This is a genomic window from Chryseobacterium sp. RU37D (assembly GCF_900156075.1).
GTDB lineage: Bacteria > Bacteroidota > Bacteroidia > Flavobacteriales > Weeksellaceae > Chryseobacterium.
On sequence record NZ_FTMM01000003.1, the window covers coordinates 48339 to 66781 of the forward strand.

The window sequence follows — 18443 nt, forward strand, 5'->3', positions numbered from 1 at the left end:
TGAATTTAGTATGCGAATTAAGAAAATTTCTTAAGCCTGTTCTTCTTTGCTAAGATTTCTTTGCTTGTGAGCAGCTTTAAGTCTGGCTTGTCTTAAAGTTACAGAAGGCTTAATAAACTGTTGTCTAGCTCTTAACTGACGAACTGTACCCGTTTTATCAAATTTTCTTTTATATTTTTTTAATGCTCTGTCGATAGACTCTCCGTCTTTTACTGGAATTATTAACATATTTTACATCTCATTTTGGATTGCAAAAGTAGGAATTTTTTATTGATCCGCAAAATTAATCGCAACAAAATACTTAACTATTAATTGTTAATCTTAATTTTCAAATGAATGACCACCACCATAGCCCCGTTGTAACGTTTACCCTGCAACTGGGCTAGAGGGCTTTAGCTATGGCGTGAGGAGTATGAGTGGAAGACGGGATGAAGCTCCAAATAAAAAATAAAAGTTTAGTTTGACAATATTAATGGTATTTGAACAAAAGTATTATCTTTGTATTCACTTTATCAACGGGGTTGACTGGTTTCGACAGCAAGACCAATGGGTAAGTAAGCATGCAGAGAACCGTAGCGCGATCTCTATAATCCCTTGCTACAAAATTTTAACTGGCAACGAAGAGTTCGCTCTTGCAGCTTAATATCGAAGTATAGTAGATCAAGCGTTTCCCCGAAGACTTTAGTAAGGGAGCAAGATATTCCACAAATGCTCTGTTCTGCGGCGTTTGATCCTGGGATATAGGAATGCGGAAATAAGGTTTTAGGTGCTTCGACTAAAACTCGAAAACCTCAGAAGATAAGCTGAAAGTTGGGTGTCTGCTCTCTGCCTCCAGTCGAAAACCAATAGCAGAATAAGCATGTAGAAAGCTTATGTATTGCTTGTTTGGACGAGGGTTCGAATCCCTCCAACTCCACAGAATCTCTCTAAACCACTATTAATACTACGTTTTTGATAGTGGTTACAAAGAGAAAAAACACAAAAAAGCACAAAAGGCACAAAATATCTGATTTTCACCACCCCTGGTATCTGAAACTAAAAATTCAGAAAAATGAAAAACAGATGGACAACTCCAAAATTGAAAACTTACCCTTTAGAAAATGGTAAAGATTGGTATGTATGGTTCCGGTTTAATGGTGGTAATCCTATCCGAGTGAAGGAAGACCTTAACAAAATCGGTAACTATCAAGAACGTGAGCAATATGGACTAGCACTCGCAGAAGTGGTTGAAGACCGACTGAAAAAAGGTTGGATTCCAATAAAAAAAAATGTTACCCCAACCCGAAGACGTAAGTTATAATATTATTCAGGCATTTGATTTTGCTTTCAAAATTTTTGATAAAAAACTTGCCTTAAAAACAAATCAAGATTATAATTCTATTTACAGGTCCATTAAACCTGAAATAACCAATTTAGGATGGCAAAATTACAATATAAAAGAATTTGAATCCTACCATCAAATTATTGTTAGAAGCTACAAAATAAGCTAAAAATTGGTCAAATATCAGATACAATAAAGGTGCTAATGTTTTGCGTTCAGTATTTTCAGTTTTGAAAAAAGAATTCATTGTCAAAAACAATCCGGCACAAGGTCTTGAATATTTATTGGAAGAAGAATCGCAATTTATTGATTTAATTACAGACAAAGAACAGACGCAAATTATCAATCATTTCAAAATTGTTTGTCCGAATTTCAATATTTTTCTAAAAATCATCTATCAATGTGGAATAAGACCTAATGAAATACGCCAAATCAAATGTTCAATGATAGATTTGAACAAACAAATTTTTGTACTACCTAAAGAAATAACAAAAACAAAGGCAAGAAAAGTTCCTATTTCTTATGATTTAAAACTTGACTTGTCAAATTCTGACAATTTTTTATTTGGAATTGAAAGTCCTTATTGCAGAAGAAAAAACAAGCTATTTGTTGTTTCACCTTATCAGTTATCAGTCAATGTTGCAGGGAATATGTGGCGTGATAATGTCCACAAAGGTCTGAAAATCTATAAAAAAATGTACTGGATCAAACATAAAGGGGCAAATGACAAAGAAGAAAATGGAATGAAAATTCAAACTGTTTAAAAAGTGTTTGGTCATTCTTCTGAAAAAATTACAGAAATCTATGCAACCAAACATCAAGAACGAGAATTTGAAATTGCAAGGGAACTGATGCCAAAATTCATTTAGTTATATTGTTGACATTCTATAGACTGCTTCGCGCAGTCTTTTTTTGTTATGAATTCAGTTTTCCGACAAAAAGTGTACATAGTATAGATAAAAAGTATTTCGTTTGGATAATATTTCAAAAAAGTAATACATTTACGCGATTAAGCTTAGTTACATTAAAAACAATAATTTTTTAAATAAAAAAGCATGAAAAAATTCTCTTATTTTATGATTTTATGGACTGTATTAATAGGTTATACCGTAAATGCTCAAACTATAGAGCTTAATGGCACTGCAGACCAGATTATAAATGGAATAACAATAAGCAAATTATTAGGGTCGGGAACGACTGTTAATTCACTACCTGGAGTTTCCTGCTCAGCATCTGTAACATCAACGGGTTATACTTTCCAAACTGCAACATCTACATTTTTAACGTTCAACTTCAGTTCTCCTATAGTTGGATATGTTGATGTAAGCATGAATTGGTTATATAAGGATGAAATTTATCAGGTAAGCACTGATACTGGAATATTTCAATTGCAAAATACTGGTACTAACTGTATAATTGTTGGCCCAAATTACTATAGTGGAGTTTCTCAATATGGTAGTAGCAATGATGGTGGTACCGTGAGAATAAAACTAGATTCACCAACTAATTTTTTAAAAATAACAGCCAGCGGATCAGGCCTTTATTCATTTCAAAATTTCTACTTGACAGTTAATAATGTTTTAGGAGTAGATGATGTTAATATAAAGGCAAAAAACAATACAATAAATATTTTTCCCAACCCAGTAAAAAATAATTTTACTATTTCTTCCAAAGAAGGGTTAAAATCGTATAAGATTTTTGATGAATCAGGAAGAGAGATAAGCTCTTCATTACTTAAAGGAACTCAAGATGAAGTTAATATGTCTTCTGCTTTACCAGGCAATTATACAATAATCATAGAAACAGAAAAACAAAAAATCACAAAAAAACTATTAAAACAATAAGTCGTTCTAAAACAGATTGAATTTAATTAAACAACATTTAATCCCCTTCTTTCGGAGGGGATTGATTTTTGATGAGATTTGTATAAAATTATTTAGAGAAAAACATATCCTTCCGAATCTCTCTTCTTCTGAATCAGATTACGCCATTTGTAGCCTTTCTTTTCAAAGTGTGGAAGGTCTTTGAAGGTCTTCCAGTTACCGCCCCAGTCCCAGCCATATTTTGCAAATATCTTTACACATTCGTACCAGTCGGCCACCTGGTCGTTATCCCAATCCTTTACCGTGTCCCAACTGGCTATTTTTCCATCAATAATAAGGCAAATATCAACGGCTAATCCGTAATTATGAATGCTTTGTCCGGCTTTGGCATTTGTTACCTTTTTTCCGGGTTTGGTCCTCCCATACGCGTACAATTCATCTTGTTCAGCAAAAGTTCTTAAACCCTGTGTAATTCTGACTTTAGCCCGTCCTGTAAGAGCAATATCACACTCTTTTATGATCTGAGTAATCTCCTCTCTTACACTTGGATGAAGCTTCCTTATCCTTTCTTTTGTTGGTTGATCTATCATTCTTATTTTTGAAATATTTTATGTACATTTTATCTAATATCTTTCTACAACAAATTGTACCGGAATAACACAAATAACAGTTAAAACAGCAAATGCTAGTTTTATAAATTCCATGTAATGGATAGCCGGGGACCAATATAATGAGGCTACCTCAAAAGCTCGCTCTCTCGGGCTCCTCTGTCTGAAAACTTTTGTCATTTAGGACATTTCAGAATACCTCTTCCCCTCTTGAGACAGTCTAATTTAGCTTAAATTTAATAAAAAGAATAATTCAAAATCAGAAGAATCAAAATTGAGTTTCATATTGTCAATATAAAATATCAACTAAACGTCATTATCTATTTTTCTAGTTCTAAACGCTGAAAATATTTTGCCATTTTATCTGGAAAGTATATTTAATTGCCAATAACAATCCAATCTTTACCATCACTTTGAATTTGGTAGCGCTGACCAGATGATATGGTTGATATACTAAGGTTTTGAACATCATCATATATAACTGCTCCGCCATTTACAGTTATTGATTTTGTACTAATTCCATTACTTCCTATTAAAATATAAATTCTTCCTTTGCAAGTATTTGGATTTGGAAGATTTACAGATGAAATTTGGTTAAATATTCGTAATGTAAAATTATTTTCAGACAATGTGTATATGCCTGTATTATTAGCAGTAGTATCATATTTAGTAGATAGTGATCCTTCTGTTTGAAGACTTGAATGTGGTAAATTAGTTCCTATTCCAATTTTTCCTGCACCTGTTATAACAACATCTTTTGTATTGACATCGTCCCCATCATAATAAAAGGAGTATCTATTTACTGCAGATCCAATATTTTCCTGGTAGAATCCATAGTAATTGGTATACCCTACCAAGCTGCTATGAATCCCAGAATAAAAACCATAATAATTGGTTATATTACCATTAATTTGGCCTGTAAATTCATTAGAAAAACCTCTCATATCAGCTGTATTAGACCCGGCTCTTAAGTCATAAGTATTAATAAAACCTTTAAAACTACTTATACTTGTTACTTCTCCTCTATACTCATTTAGAGTTCCAACAACATTTGGATAGTTGGTTGTTTGGATATTCCAAAGTCTATTTCTTATTGCCCTAAAGGTGTTCGATATTGTTGATCCATTTCTCAAGTATAATAAATTTTCAATTCCAAAAACATTCGCAGCAGAAGAACCATTTTGCATATTAACAGTATTGTTTGTTGAAATTATCGCGCCTGAATATGATGTAGTGGGATTTAAATTTATATCAACATTTGTAAAACTATTTCCGGCAACTTCATTCCCTATCTTCATTCTTGGAATATTGTTTGTCCGGATTGATAGACTCATATTATCTATATTTCCTAAAAAATCTGTGACACTAGACGTTCCTATATTTCCATTAACATTCCAGCTATTATTTATTAATTTTTTCCATATGTTACCATCAAAGAAAAAAAAGCCTTCAGAATTATTAGTATTGTCTGTATTCCATATTAAAAGCGATTTTTGGGGATTAACAATTGTATTGGTCGATAAATTAACTCTGGGGATCAAGATACCTTTGTCTGTGGCATTAATATCCAACATAGAAGAAGGATCTGGATCAGCTGTTCCTATACCAATTTGAGAAAATGCTATAAAGCTCTTTAAAAGAAATAGAGGAATAATTTTTTTCATAAATTTAAAATTTTTCACAAATAAAAGAAATAATATATAAATTCACAATACATGGATTTATGGTTTGGCAATTTATTAATTTTGAGTAATTTAAAATAAATTCTGTTATAAGGCTTTAATATCCGTTGAATAATAAAAAAATTCGCAAAAATGGTACAAATACCTATCTGTTAATTAATTGTAGATTTATTTCTACTTAATAAAAAAAGAGACCATCATGTTAGATGATCTCTAATTTGTTGTCAATTTTCTAATTGTTAAGCCTGAAACTATCTCCTCAACACCGAAAGCATTTTTCTGAGCTTATAAAGATAATACTGATTGTATTATAAAGATCTGCCTGAGACATTAGTTTTTGGTTCTCCGCTTCATCTAAAGTCTTATGTAGAATTTCTCGATAGACATTAAATATTACTTTATGCTTTTGTCCTATAAAATGCTCAAAGCAAGAAATAAAAAGCATATAAATTATTTTGATCTTCCTGCTTTGTATTTTCTACCTCTTGGTAGAAACGAAATAATTCTCATTTCCAATATAATTATTCTTAAAAGACTTTACAGCTTATACATTATGTCTATAAAAATGTTCATTTCAAAGAAAGTTAAGATAACGGCTTAAGCCTATCCAAATAGAAAATTATTTTGTTGAGGATTTATAACTGGTGATTTTTCTTCCATTTAGAGGTTGTATAGGTCTATTATTACTTTTTGGTAAATGTTTTGCAATGTCTTCAATTTCAGTTTTAGTCATGTCAATTGAATTTTTAAAAACAATCCATGTTACATTATCCGAGCAAGGAGGGGTAGTTAATGACCCGGAATACGTATAGTATGATTTATTTTTTGGATACATATTTTCTGGATTAAAATTAATGTCAGTATCAACTTTTTGGTCTTTTGTAAGATTTTTGAACGCACTTAATTTTTCAAAATAAGAATTCTCTTGTCCTTCTTTCACCATTAAACCTATTACAAGAACAGATCCATCCATAGCTTTATGTACGAAATGGAGCTCTAACGGGTAACGAATTCCATCTATTGTATGTTCAGATTCTTCATGTGAATGAAATTGTATCAAAAAGTATTTTTTTTGATTATAGATAATATAATTTCCTTCCTTGAAATCAAATTGTAAAGTATGCCCATTATCATTAATATCTTTAATATCATTAATATCATAATGGAAAATGATATCTTTTTTTGATTTTCCTGAAACTACTTCTGAAGTAGTAATATCAATAGGAGATTGAGATTTGCTTTGCCCGCATTTTTCATTTCCTTCAAATTCTGACCAATGCTCTGGAGATTTATCTCCTTGATAACTCCATTTTTCTTGAGCATATACTAAGCTTAAAGAGAATAAGCCAAATGTAAAAATTAATTTTTTCATCGTGATATTTTATTTTTAATTAAAAAAAACTTGATATTGTAATAGTAAAGAATTTTTTGTAGTAATTTTGTCCCCAGCATTATTATATACAGGATGATTTTGGTATGATAATGTTAATTTTGAATTTTGCCCTGAAAGCAACCACGTTACCCCCATATCCCAAAAATTCATAGCTTGATTAAGCCTTTCAAAATTTGAATGCTGAAGCGACGCATAAGGCATTAAAGTTGTCTTACCAATTAAATCATCTTTAAATTTGTATCCTGCCTGCACAAAATATGTTGTCCCAGTTCCATTCATTGGGAAAGCAACTCCTCCTCCATTAAGGATATTTGGGTCTCTTTCTCCATTAATAGGATTCATTACTGCAGAATTTCTGATATAATTTTTCCCAAAATCAGAATGCGTAACATTTCCATATAAACTTATTGCCTCTCCATCTTTGCCTATAGGCGCATCATAGAATATATCAGCTGCAATATGTAACATATTGCTTTGTATAGTATCTTTAACTTCGTTGGTTCTCCACATTGCATCTTTTTGATAAACAAATCCCGCTCCAATATTGAATACCTTTTTTTTACCTAGATAAGTTCCTGCAAGATATGGTACCTGATTAGATTCCTGATCTTTTAATTGATACTGAAAATAACCATTGTATTGCATTTTAGGAGGCAATGCCGAAAAGCTTGAGTTCATAGTAATAGCGGGATTATAGTTTGACATTTTTTTTACTGACATAGGTTGTGCCATTTGTAAACGATAATCTAATTTGCCAAGCTTCCCTTTTGCAAAAACGGAAAGCTTTCTTGAAAATTGATCTGTAACATCATTTGTCATTTGTTGATACAGGGGTGCATCAATTCCCAATTGTGATCCAACCGCTGCAGACGCAAAACGGGACAACCCATTCCAGCCGGACAATCCCATTCCTAATGATAATTTTACCTTATCAACAGCATATTCTCCATATGCATCTTCCACAAAGAAACCTGCTTTTCTATCAGATAAAGTATTAAAATTATTTAAACCAAAATAAGAATAGGCAAAAACACGGTCAGTCAACTGTCCGAAGAGTTGAAAACTAGTTCTTCTAATACCGATGTCTGTTCCACTATTTTTCGCAGTCCCATCAAATGTTGAGCCTGGATTATATTGTGCAGAACGCATCCAAATTTGTGTTAAAAATGTCAGCTTAACAAAACTACTCCCATCCTCATTAAGTGGTAATTTCCTGTCTTTAAAGAAATTAGAGTTTTGAGCATTAACTTGCCATGTCCCTAAAGATAGAAGGCACAAACAAAAAAACGTTTTCACTTTTTCCATTTTAAATTTTTTTTTATAATATCGAAATAATGTTGTATTTTTTTCTAAAATTATTAATTTATCATAATTATGTGATATTAGCAATAATAAACCTTTCAATAAATCTGTATTCAATAAATTCGTAAAAGTATAAAAGATACTTTCTTTTTTAAAGGATATCCACTTTTCAAACCAATGCACTAATACTAGATAATAACAAGCTTGTCAAATAGTTTTTCCGAAATATTTACGGCTAGTTTGTAAACAAATTCATTAACTGGATCCTATCCTGAATAAGCTTCATAATCTCAATCATCCTTCCAAAGTATACTTTTTATAACTCGTAAATTTGCTTTTACTTAATTTTTTCGGTAATCTTCTTCCGCACCAAAATGAGTGATAAAACTGAATAAATTCATCTGAATGAGTTAATTTTTTTTAACAAATATACAAATTATCGGACTTAATTATGAATAATCATTTTATATTTTACATAAATCCATTTAAATTTTTCGCATGAAAACAGCTTGTTTATTTTTGTATCGCTGAACCTAAAAACAAACCAATCAGATGTTGTACCAAGTACTTGACAAGGATATAATAGAAAATGAAACAATACCAAATCTATCTCCGTTCCGCTTTTTTAAACGAAAGGTATTTGTTTACATTATTAAATGATAAATTGGTTTATTTCAAAAAAAAATTGCTTCACCTTGCGATGATATAAAACAAAAAAGCGAAGGATTGGTTTTAATTTCTTTAAACTAGTTAAACAAGGGCCTTTCATTTAATTCCGAAATACAAATATTCAAAATAAACAACGGCTTTTTATTTATAAAGGCTAAAATCACATTCTGCAAATACTGATAATTGAGAAAATTTATTGTAAATGAGAATAATTGTAATGATTGTAACCGCACCCAAATCGCACATTCTTAGTCTAAAATTTTGCTTCTTAAATAATAACTAACTGATGCTAAAATGTAAATTTACTTTTAAAATTATATCCGAAGTTATTATATATCATTCAATCAATTTCAATCAAATTTTAATAAATCCCCCTTAAATAAAGCCTTTACAGCAGACACGAAAGTAAAGCCAAACCAAATAACATTAAAAACATAGTTGCTCCACTTTTTTGTAACTTTACCGATAATTTGTAAAAATAAACAATGGAAATATCTCCATTTCAATATCTTATTAGTAATAAAAAAATTGATTTCTCCATGACTAATGGACAAATCTTTTATCATAAAAATCTTTCTGTACAAATACATAAATCCAATAGCAGACATTTAATTTGCAAAGAAGAAATTATTTTCTTTGGAGAAGTTTTTGATTTTGAAAATCCACAATACACAAATGCTGAAATTGTAAATTCTATCATTAATTTAAATCTGGAAAAAAAAATTGAGAAGCTGAATAAATTAACCGGTTTTTTTATTTTTATTTTTTTTGAAGACGGAAAAACCTACATTTTCAATGATGCAGCCGGTCAACTGGAAGCGTATATTTACCATCAAAATGATGAGTTTTATATAAGTGCACAACCTGATTTCATTATATCAGCAGATAAGAAAAAAAGTACTTATCATGAAAGTATTCCACAATATATTATTGACAGAAAAATAAATATCTTCAGTAAGACTCCTTTCAAATACATTAATAAATTCATCCCGAATTTTTACTATACTATTGAAGATAAAAAATACACCAGATATTATCCCACTTCAGATTTATCGACATTGGACGACGATATTGTTGCAAAAGAAGCACTTTCAATTCTTGAATCATCCATTGAAAGCATGGCCAACAGGCAAGAACTTGCTCTTGCCGTTACAGCTGGATGGGACTCGAGGATATTATTTGCGGCATCATTGAAGAATTCTGATAAAGTCAGGTATTTTGTTTTAAATCACAAAACGGAAAACGGCAAACAGGATGCAAAAATTGCCGGTGATATTGTAAATTTATTCTCAAAAAATCTAGAAGTCATTGATTACGATCTATCCAAAATAAATTCAAAAGAAAACAATCCTGTCATTTGGAAAAATGAACCCAAAAGTCACAAAATGGCTTCTTTAATGAACATGCATTTCCCCAACCGTTATCTTATCAACGGAAATATTAGCGAAGTGGCAAGAAATTTCTATGACCCCCTTCCCAACAAGCTTTCGCTAAGTGACATCTGCTTTATTTTGGGCCTAAAAGATGGAGAATATGAGAAAAACGCCATAAAAAAATGGATAGAAACAATGACCCACAATATTCATATCCTTGACTACATTTACTGGGAGCACAAGATGCCGAATTGGGCAGGCGCTTCAAAATCTGTTTCCAATGTTCAAAACATTGTTATTTCACCTTTTAATAATCGATATTTATTAAACCTCCTCCTTTCCACCAAGAGACGAAACAGAGATAAGTTTTACCATAAAATTTATGAATTAATTTTAAAAAATATCGATGAAAGACTGGCAGGCATCCCAATAAATCCTACAAAAAAACATCAGCAGATCACAGTAATGAAAAAACTAGGAATTTACCCTTTTTACAGGGCCTTGTTTTTTAAATTAAGAAAATTAAAGTTTTAAATAGCCTTAAGCAAGATTATAATTGAATTACCCAATTTTTCTTTTACGCTCTCTGTAATCCCAAGGTAATACAGCATTTTTGCCCACCCAAAAACCTAATTTTCTATTTTTGCCACCCTGAAATTTTTGAAGCTCAATATTATTTGAAGCCTTAAAATACCATCATCCAAAACCAGATTTTATAATTTCTTTTGAAAGATATTTATACTTCGTCATAGAATATTTTAGTAATGGTCCTTTTATATCAGTCTTCCCCAATTCTGTAAAAGGTTACTGTCTTTCCAAAAGTCTGAGAACTGATAAACTGCTTAGCACTTTTACTGAAGGCTCGTTCATTTTCAAGGCAGTCGACATCGGCTCCCTTTTACCTGATAAAAAATTAAATTGGAAAACTTGTTTAAACTTTTTATTAGTAATTTTCCGCTTTCACTATATCTTTTGTTTCGCTTCTCTATACAAAAGGGAGCCATTACAATGGGCTATGATTATTATCGCCTATTTAAATTTGCCCGTTGCTTAAACTAAAGTATTTTAAATGAAAATGAAAAGTGTTCTCTTCATGTTCATCCGAGTGTTATGGAAATATCTAATATACTCAAAACCTTCCCTTTTCAATTTAATGATATACAAATATACTTAATGAAACTTCATTTCTATAATCTTAAGATTTAAATATTCAGGCTAATTCCTTTGTAAAGAGGATATTGCCAGCTATATACCATATTATAATAGGTAAGGCACAAAATTTCATTTTATCTAAGTAAACTAAGCATCCAAAATGTTAAAATATAAACTCCTGAAAACTAAAACACTAAACGAAAAGATCACAAAATACATATCTGGAAGGCACAAAAAAGACTAAAAAAATGTTTTATCGTAAAGAATTTTATATATTTGCAGCATCTAACAATTAAAAAAATAATTTACTATGTCAGACATTGCATCAAGAGTAAAAGCTATCATCGCTGATAAGCTTGACGTTGAAGAAACAGAAGTAACTCCTGAAGCTAGCTTCACTAACGATTTAGGAGCTGATTCATTAGATACAGTTGAATTAATCATGGAATTTGAAAAAGAATTCAACATTCAAATCCCTGATGATCAAGCTGAAAAAATTACTACTGTAGGACACGCCATCGCTTATATCGAGGAAGTAGTAAATAAATAATATTCTTCAACAAAAGAAAATTAAACAAAGTTTATGGAATTAAAAAGAGTAGTTGTAACCGGTTTTGGAGCAGTAACACCGATTGGAAATAATGCAAAAGAATACTGGGAAAATCTTGTAAAAGGTGAGAGCGGTGCCGCTCCGATTACTCTTTTTGATGCCACAAACTTTAAAACAAAATTCGCTTGCGAAGTGAAAAATTTCGATCCGTTACAGCATTTCGATAAGAAAGATGCTAAGAAAATGGATAGAAATACTCAACTTGGGCTGGTTGCAGCAAGAGAAGCAGTAGCACACTCAGGAATTATCGAAGACGATGTAGACAAAAACAGAGTCGGAGTAATCTGGGGATCAGGAATCGGAGGTTTGGAAACTTTTGAAACTGAGGTTTTAGGATGGGCAAATACAGATATTCCTAGATTCAATCCATTCTTTATTCCGAAGATGATTGCGGATATTACACCGGGGCATATCTCTATTGAGTACGGTTTCCACGGACCAAATTATACCACTGTTTCTGCCTGCGCATCTTCAGCAAATGCTATAATTGATTCCAAAATGCTGATCCAGCTAGGAAAAGCAGATGTAATTGTATGTGGGGGTTCTGAAGCCGCCGTTACAGCAAGTGGTGTGGGTGGATTCAATGCAATGATGGCACTTTCTACAAGAAATGATGATCCTAAAACAGCTTCAAGGCCTTTCGACAAAGACAGAGATGGTTTTGTTCTGGGTGAAGGAGCAGGCAGTATTATTCTTGAAGAATATGAGCATGCAGTGAAACGTGGTGCAACAATTTACGCAGAATTAAAGGGCGGAGGTCTGAGTGCGGATGCACATCACATGACAGCACCCCATCCTGAAGGTCTTGGGGCTTATCTGGTAATGAAAAGTTGCCTGGAAGATGCAGGCTTAACTACTGATGAAGTAGATCATATCAATATGCATGGTACATCTACTCCATTAGGAGATATTGCAGAATCCAACGCAATTTCAAAATTATTGGGAGAGCATGCTTTTGACATTCAGATTAATTCTACAAAATCAATGACAGGCCATCTTCTGGGTGCAGCCGGAGTTATTGAAGCTATTGCTGCGTTGGGAACGATTATTCATGGTATTGTTCCTCCTACCATCAACCATTTTACTGATGATGAAAATATCGACAGCCGACTGAATTTTACATTCAATAAGGCTGTGAAGAAAGATGTAAAAGTAGCCATGAGTAATACTTTTGGGTTTGGTGGGCATAACGCTTGCGTTCTATTTAAGAAAATCTAAATTCAATGAATGGAGTTACAGAAATACTTTTCTAAATTCCTTCTCAAAAACAGAAAAAAAAAATTAACGGAGAGAGATTATTTCCTTAGTACTCAACTGAACAAAATGTTGGGAACAGAGGTACAAAATATCGCGCTCTACCGTGAAGCTTTTTCATTGAAAAATTCATCTAAAAATCAAGACAGTAATTACGAAAGACTTGAGTTTTTGGGAGATTCTGTTTTGGGTACAATTATTTCTTGTCATTTGTTCCAAACTTATCCTCAGGCTAATGAAGGATATTTGACACAGATGAAGTCTAAAATTGTTAATAGGAAAAATCTTAATAAATTAGGAGAAGACTTAAAACTGACAGATCTTTTGCAAAAATCCGGCTCTATAGCTTTAGGTGAGAATATCTCCGGAAATTTATTTGAAGCATTGATTGGTGCTGTTTATCTTGATTTCCAATATGACACCTGTAGGAAGATCATTCTGGAGAGATTACTGACGCCTACCGAAATTAACAAGCTTGAAAATAAGATTGTAAGCTACAAAGGTCTTCTGCTGGAGTGGAGCCAGAAGAAGAAAGTAAATATAAAGTACGAAACTTGTGAAGAAATCCAGGTAAATAAATCGATTGTATTTCGTTGCCATGTCTGGCTCGGAACCAAAAAAATTGCCAATGCCATGGAAACTTCCAAGAAGAAAGCAGAAGAAAAAGCAGCACAAAGGGCATTTTATATTTTAAACAAAAAAGAAAACATACTTGGAAGTCCAAAAGCTTTATGATTTTGATGACATAGAATTTGAAGATATTGCCATAGGTTTGGTAAGATTAGCAAAGAGTATGCCCGATCACGAGTTTTTCTACAAGACAAATCAAATAAACGACCTGGCTTTTAAAAGGATTGATGATCTTGTCTTTCATGGGTCTTATTATGATTACTTTTTTCCAAGATTTGAAGCATATCATAAGTTTACAAAAACATGTTTTACATTCATCTCCAACAAATCTTCTGAAAGTAATCAAAAAAAAATACAAACTGAGCTCTTTTCAGAAGAAGAAAATATTAAGTTTTTATTAAATGATCAGGCAGATGTAGAATATATTTTGCATAGTTCGGAACAATTTCCTGATTTTTCCGTAATTTTGCTCCCTGAAAATCTTGTGTTTCCAATTCAAGATTATACACTAGGTTCTGATGAAGAGCTTTATCAAATTATCCAGTATTATGAATAAGTATTTAAAGAAGACAAAAATTATCGCAACACTTGGTCCGGCGTCATCGTCGAAGGAAGTAATGTTAGGACTAATGAGAGCAGGTGTTGATGTTTTTAGAATAAATTTCTCACATGCAGATTACGACTTGGTTCGAAAAAATATTGAAATCATCAGAGAGCTTAATCAAGAGCATGGTTTTTCTGTAGGAATTCTTGGAGATTTGCAAGGCCCTAAGCTGAGAGTAGGTGTTGTAAAAGAGGGCTCTTATCTTAACCCAGGAGATATCCTTACTTTCACAAATGAAAAAATAGAAGGTGATTCTACGAAGGTTTATATGACCTACCAACAATTCCCACAGGATGTAAAAGTGGGAGAAAGAATTTTGATCGATGATGGAAAATTGGTTTTGGAAGTTATTGAAACTAATGAAAAAGATACGGTAAAGGCAAAAACCATTCAAGGGGGACCTCTAAGCTCTAAGAAAGGAGTAAACCTTCCTAATACAAACGTTTCCCTTCCTGCCTTAACGGAAAAAGACATTCAGGATGCCAATTTTATGCTTGACCAGGAAGTCGACTGGATTGCACTTTCTTTCGTTCGCCATGCTCAGGATATTATCGATTTAAAGGAATTAATTGCAAAACATCCGAACGGTAAATTCAAAACTCCGATTATCGCGAAGATTGAAAAGCCAGAAGGTGTAAAAAATATTGACCAGATCTTATTGGAATGCGACGGATTAATGGTTGCCCGTGGAGATTTAGGTGTTGAAGTTCCGATGGAAGAAGTTCCAGCCATCCAGAAAAATCTTGTTGAAAAAGCGAGATTTTATTCCAAGCCTGTTATCATCGCAACGCAGATGATGGAAACCATGATCAACAGCTTAACTCCGACGAGAGCTGAGGTAAATGATGTTGCTAACTCTGTATTGGACGGAGCTGATGCAGTGATGCTTTCAGGAGAGACTTCTGTAGGAAGATATCCGGTACAGGTAGTGGAAAATATGGCTAAAATTGTGAAAAACATAGAAATGACTCATTTTTACCAGCACAAAAATGAGCCTATTGAGAAAGATTTCAATTGTATCGATGAAAGATTCATTACAAACAGGGTTTGCCTTGCTGCCGTAAGAATCGCAAAAACGACCAATGTATCTGCCATTGTTACTTTAACCAGCTCAGGATATACAGCTTTCCAGCTGTCTGCACACAGGCCAAACTCTCATATCATTGTTTACAGTGGTAATAAAAGGGTAATCACGATGCTAAACCTTCTTTGGGGTGTTCACGCTTATTATTACGATATGAAAAAGTCTACGGACGAGACAATTATCCAGGTAAATATGCTTACACACAATTACGGATATATTGAAACCGGTGATTTTGTTATTAATATCAATGCAACGCCATCTTACGAAGGAGGTAAAACTAATACATTGAGATTGACAACAGTTTAAATTAAAAAGCAAAATTGCTTGTTTATAAAAAAAATAAAAAACTCACGAATGATTTTCGTGAGTTTTTTATATGTCTGAAATGTTCGTTAGAGCAGTATTTTATAAACTTCTAACTAGCCTTTTCCAGCTTTCTTACTAATCTACTCATTCCCAATAACAGTTCTGGCGGTTACGAATTCCTTTAAAGCCAGTAGAGACAATTCCGTTCCGTATCCCGAACCTTTTGCTCCTCCAAACGGGAAACGAGGATCAGAGCTTGTCATTTTATTGATATTCACCGTTCCGGATTCTAAATTTTCAATAAAAAACAACTGACGGGTTTTATCTTTCGTCCAGACAGCATTTGAAAGCCCGAAAGGAATATTGTTGGCTATTTTTAAAGCTTCTTCATCACTTTTAGCAATCATTATCATCCCAAGAGGCCCGAAAAGCTCTTCCTCCAGGATCGGATTTCCTTCCTGAACTCTGATTAATCCCGGTTTAAATTCATTATCAGAAATCCTTTCCAACGGAATAATGATTTCTGCACCGTGCTCCAATGCTTTTTTAAATTGTTTTTCTAGGTCATCTGCAAGGTCTGCCCGTGCCATTCCGGCAATTTTTGTTTCCTTATTCATCGGATCTCCGGGAACATATTTTTTATATTCTTCTATAAATTTCGGAAGAAATACATCCTCAATTTTTTCATCAATAATAAATCTTTTTGCTGCAGTGCACGTCTGTCCGCAGTTTTGAAGCCGTGATTGCACTCCTTCTTTTACCGCACTCTCAAGATCAGCATCATCCAAAACAATAAACGCATCACTTCCACCTAGCTCCAAAAGAGATTTTTTAATATTTAAACCAGCTATGGAAGCCACTTCTCCTCCTGCCCTTCCACTTCCGGTTAAGCTTACACCTTTTATAATATGGTGTTCAAGAACATCCTTTACTTCTTTATGCCCCGCTTCCAGATTCTGGAAAACGCCTTCCGGAAAACCTGCCTCCAAAAGGACTTTCTCAATTGCATTACCGCTTCCGAAACAGATTGAGGCATGCTTCAGAACAACCGTATTTCCAGCAAGAATAGCAGGAACAGCAAATCTTAAAACCTGCCAGAAAGGAAAATTCCAGGGCATTACGCCTAAAATTACACCTTTCGGAACGTAGTGAATCTCAGAATAAGCAAATTCAGAATCTATTTTTTCAGGTTTTAAAATATTTTCAGCATCGGCATAATAATTCATCATTAAAGCACATTTTTCAACCTCGGCTATTGACTGCGAAATCGGCTTATTCATCTCCTGAGTAATGATCGCCCCGTATTTTTCGGAATTATTCTTTAAAATTTCGGCTGCTTTTGCAATGAGTTGCTGCCTGTCTTCGAATGTTCGTTTTTTCCATTCAGAAAATGCATTATCTGCTTTTATAAGTTTATTTTCAATTGATTGTTCCATAATGTAATTTCTTTTTAAATTCAAATGGATGAATTTATCAATGCTTTTTCTTTCAAAGCATCATGAAAGCAACAAAACTTGTTCCTTAAGGTTTAAAAAAATAATGATTTTCTCTATCTTAAATATTACAAGATACTACAACAATATCTAAACCTAACAGGTTTTGTAATTAAAATTAATGCCTAAATCATAAACCATTCATTCATAAGGCTGGCAGCCAGTCTTGCCGTTCTGTCCTGAATATCATAGCCTGGATTCACTTCTGCCACATCTAAAGCCAGCAATTTTTTACTCTTCAAAATATGCCTGTAAAAATGCATAAATGCAGCATCTGCAAAAATCCCGTTATAAGCTGAAGCAGAAACTCCCGGCGCAACAGAAGCATTGAAAACATCCATACAAATTGTCAGATACAGATAATCTACACTTTCAATCAGTTCATTAATTCTTTCATAAATAGATGGAAGATTTTCGAAAAAAAACTCATCTGCAAGAATATATTTCATTCCGTACTGATGAGCTGTATCGAATAATTTTAAAGTGTTTGAATTTCTCTGGATTCCGATATGGAGCGAATTAATTTCACCTTCCTGAGCTATTTGCCAGAAACCCGTTCCGGAGCTCGCACCTACTCCATTTTCAGGCCGCCTGTTGTCAAAATGAGCATCAATATTAATGATCCCTATTTTTTGTTCGGGAAAAGCCGTTTTTACCCCAAGATAATGAGCATAAGTGACCTCGTGGCCTCCTCCCAAAACCATTGACTTTCCACCTTTTAATAAAACTTTAGAAACATTTTTAGCAAGAGCGTTCTGGGTATTTTCAAGGTTTCCGTCATCACACGTTATATTTCCAAAATCAAGCAGAGAAAAATCCGGAAATATCACCGGGAAATTGGCCATATTTTTTCTGATAACATCCGGTGCATCTTTTGCGCCCTGCCTTCCTTTATTTCTTCTAACTCCTTCGTCTACAGCAAATCCGTGTAAAACGAAATCATTAGTTGAAATCATATCGTAATTGCTTTCTTCTTTTACCCTTTGGAATATTCTGTGATAAAGAAGTTCTTCACCGTCTAATCTTCCCTGCCAGATAGTATTCATTTTTAAGTACTTTAATTGTTTTTTTGTTTGCTAGAATATTTAAGGTAAACTATTCTTTTATTAATTGAAAAATAAAAGTTATGCATCTTATTA

General features: G+C 33.0%; 16 protein-coding genes and 1 other RNA gene. 10 read left to right on the plus strand and 7 right to left on the minus strand.

Annotated features, from left to right (window positions below; genetic code table 11):
• Positions 1 to 30: 30 nt before the first annotated feature.
• Entirely contained in the window at positions 31 to 228 is a 198-nt protein-coding gene (gene rpsU, locus BW926_RS02050; RefSeq protein ID WP_062697349.1) for a 30S ribosomal protein S21, read from the minus strand.
• Positions 229 to 517: 289 nt separating this feature from the next.
• Here rpsU and ssrA point away from each other — a divergent pair.
• From ssrA to BW926_RS02070, 4 genes are all read left to right on the plus strand, one after another.
• Positions 518 to 919, plus strand: a transfer-messenger RNA (tmRNA) gene (ssrA, locus tag BW926_RS02055).
• Between the two features lie 132 nt (positions 920 to 1051).
• A complete protein-coding gene (locus tag BW926_RS02060) occupies positions 1052 to 1300 on the plus strand; it encodes a hypothetical protein (protein ID WP_076443727.1) in 249 nt (82 codons plus the stop codon).
• Positions 1301 to 1551: 251 nt separating this feature from the next.
• Positions 1552 to 2085, plus strand: a complete 534-nt coding sequence (locus BW926_RS02065; RefSeq protein ID WP_076443728.1) for a tyrosine-type recombinase/integrase — start codon at positions 1552 to 1554, stop codon at positions 2083 to 2085.
• A gap of 291 nt (positions 2086 to 2376) precedes the next feature.
• Positions 2377 to 3165 (plus strand): T9SS type A sorting domain-containing protein, encoded by a 789-nt coding sequence (locus BW926_RS02070; RefSeq protein WP_076443729.1) that lies wholly within the window; start codon positions 2377 to 2379, stop codon positions 3163 to 3165.
• 92 nt (positions 3166 to 3257) lie between these two features.
• Here the strand turns inward: BW926_RS02070 and BW926_RS02075 are convergent, their stop codons facing one another.
• From BW926_RS02075 to BW926_RS02090, 4 genes are all read right to left on the minus strand, one after another.
• Positions 3258 to 3731, minus strand: coding sequence for a M15 family metallopeptidase (locus BW926_RS02075; protein ID WP_076443948.1), 474 nt, complete (start codon positions 3729 to 3731; stop codon positions 3258 to 3260).
• Positions 3732 to 4129: 398 nt separating this feature from the next.
• The gene (locus BW926_RS02080) at positions 4130 to 5416 is read right to left on the minus strand and encodes a hypothetical protein (protein WP_076443730.1); all 1287 of its coding nucleotides are present in this window, start codon (positions 5414 to 5416) and stop codon (positions 4130 to 4132) included.
• A 637-nt stretch (positions 5417 to 6053) separates the two neighbouring features.
• The gene (locus tag BW926_RS02085) at positions 6054 to 6806 is read right to left on the minus strand and encodes a carbonic anhydrase (RefSeq protein WP_076443731.1); all 753 of its coding nucleotides are present in this window, start codon (positions 6804 to 6806) and stop codon (positions 6054 to 6056) included.
• Between the two features lie 15 nt (positions 6807 to 6821).
• On the minus strand, positions 6822 to 8231 hold the full coding sequence (locus BW926_RS02090) for a hypothetical protein (protein WP_228403376.1): 1410 nt from the start codon (positions 8229 to 8231) through the stop codon (positions 6822 to 6824).
• Positions 8232 to 9283: 1052 nt separating this feature from the next.
• Here BW926_RS02090 and BW926_RS02095 point away from each other — a divergent pair.
• From BW926_RS02095 to pyk, 6 genes are all read left to right on the plus strand, one after another.
• Positions 9284 to 10705, plus strand: coding sequence for a hypothetical protein (locus BW926_RS02095; RefSeq protein WP_076443732.1), 1422 nt, complete (start codon positions 9284 to 9286; stop codon positions 10703 to 10705).
• A gap of 928 nt (positions 10706 to 11633) precedes the next feature.
• Positions 11634 to 11873: an acyl carrier protein gene (locus tag BW926_RS02100; RefSeq protein WP_002976354.1), complete on the plus strand. Its 240-nt coding sequence runs from the start codon at positions 11634 to 11636 to the stop codon at positions 11871 to 11873.
• 33 nt (positions 11874 to 11906) lie between these two features.
• A complete protein-coding gene (gene fabF / locus BW926_RS02105) occupies positions 11907 to 13151 on the plus strand; it encodes a beta-ketoacyl-ACP synthase II (protein WP_076443733.1) in 1245 nt (414 codons plus the stop codon).
• Between the two features lie 9 nt (positions 13152 to 13160).
• Positions 13161 to 13922: a ribonuclease III gene (gene rnc / locus BW926_RS02110; RefSeq protein ID WP_076443734.1), complete on the plus strand. Its 762-nt coding sequence runs from the start codon at positions 13161 to 13163 to the stop codon at positions 13920 to 13922.
• Positions 13900 to 14373: an IPExxxVDY family protein gene (locus tag BW926_RS02115; protein ID WP_076443735.1), complete on the plus strand. Its 474-nt coding sequence runs from the start codon at positions 13900 to 13902 to the stop codon at positions 14371 to 14373. Before rnc ends, BW926_RS02115 begins: the two co-directional genes overlap by 23 nt.
• A complete protein-coding gene (gene pyk / locus BW926_RS02120; RefSeq protein ID WP_076443736.1) occupies positions 14366 to 15811 on the plus strand; it encodes a pyruvate kinase in 1446 nt (481 codons plus the stop codon). The genes BW926_RS02115 and pyk overlap by 8 nt, the downstream gene beginning before the upstream one ends.
• Positions 15812 to 15951: 140 nt before the next feature.
• Here pyk and BW926_RS02125 read toward each other — a convergent pair whose 3' ends face one another.
• Both BW926_RS02125 and hutG read right to left on the minus strand, forming a co-directional pair.
• Positions 15952 to 17247, minus strand: a complete 1296-nt coding sequence (locus BW926_RS02125) for an aldehyde dehydrogenase family protein (protein ID WP_076443737.1) — start codon at positions 17245 to 17247, stop codon at positions 15952 to 15954.
• Positions 17248 to 17429: 182 nt separating this feature from the next.
• A complete protein-coding gene (hutG, locus tag BW926_RS02130; protein WP_076443738.1) occupies positions 17430 to 18350 on the minus strand; it encodes a formimidoylglutamase in 921 nt (306 codons plus the stop codon).
• Between the last annotated feature and the right edge of the window lie 93 nt (positions 18351 to 18443).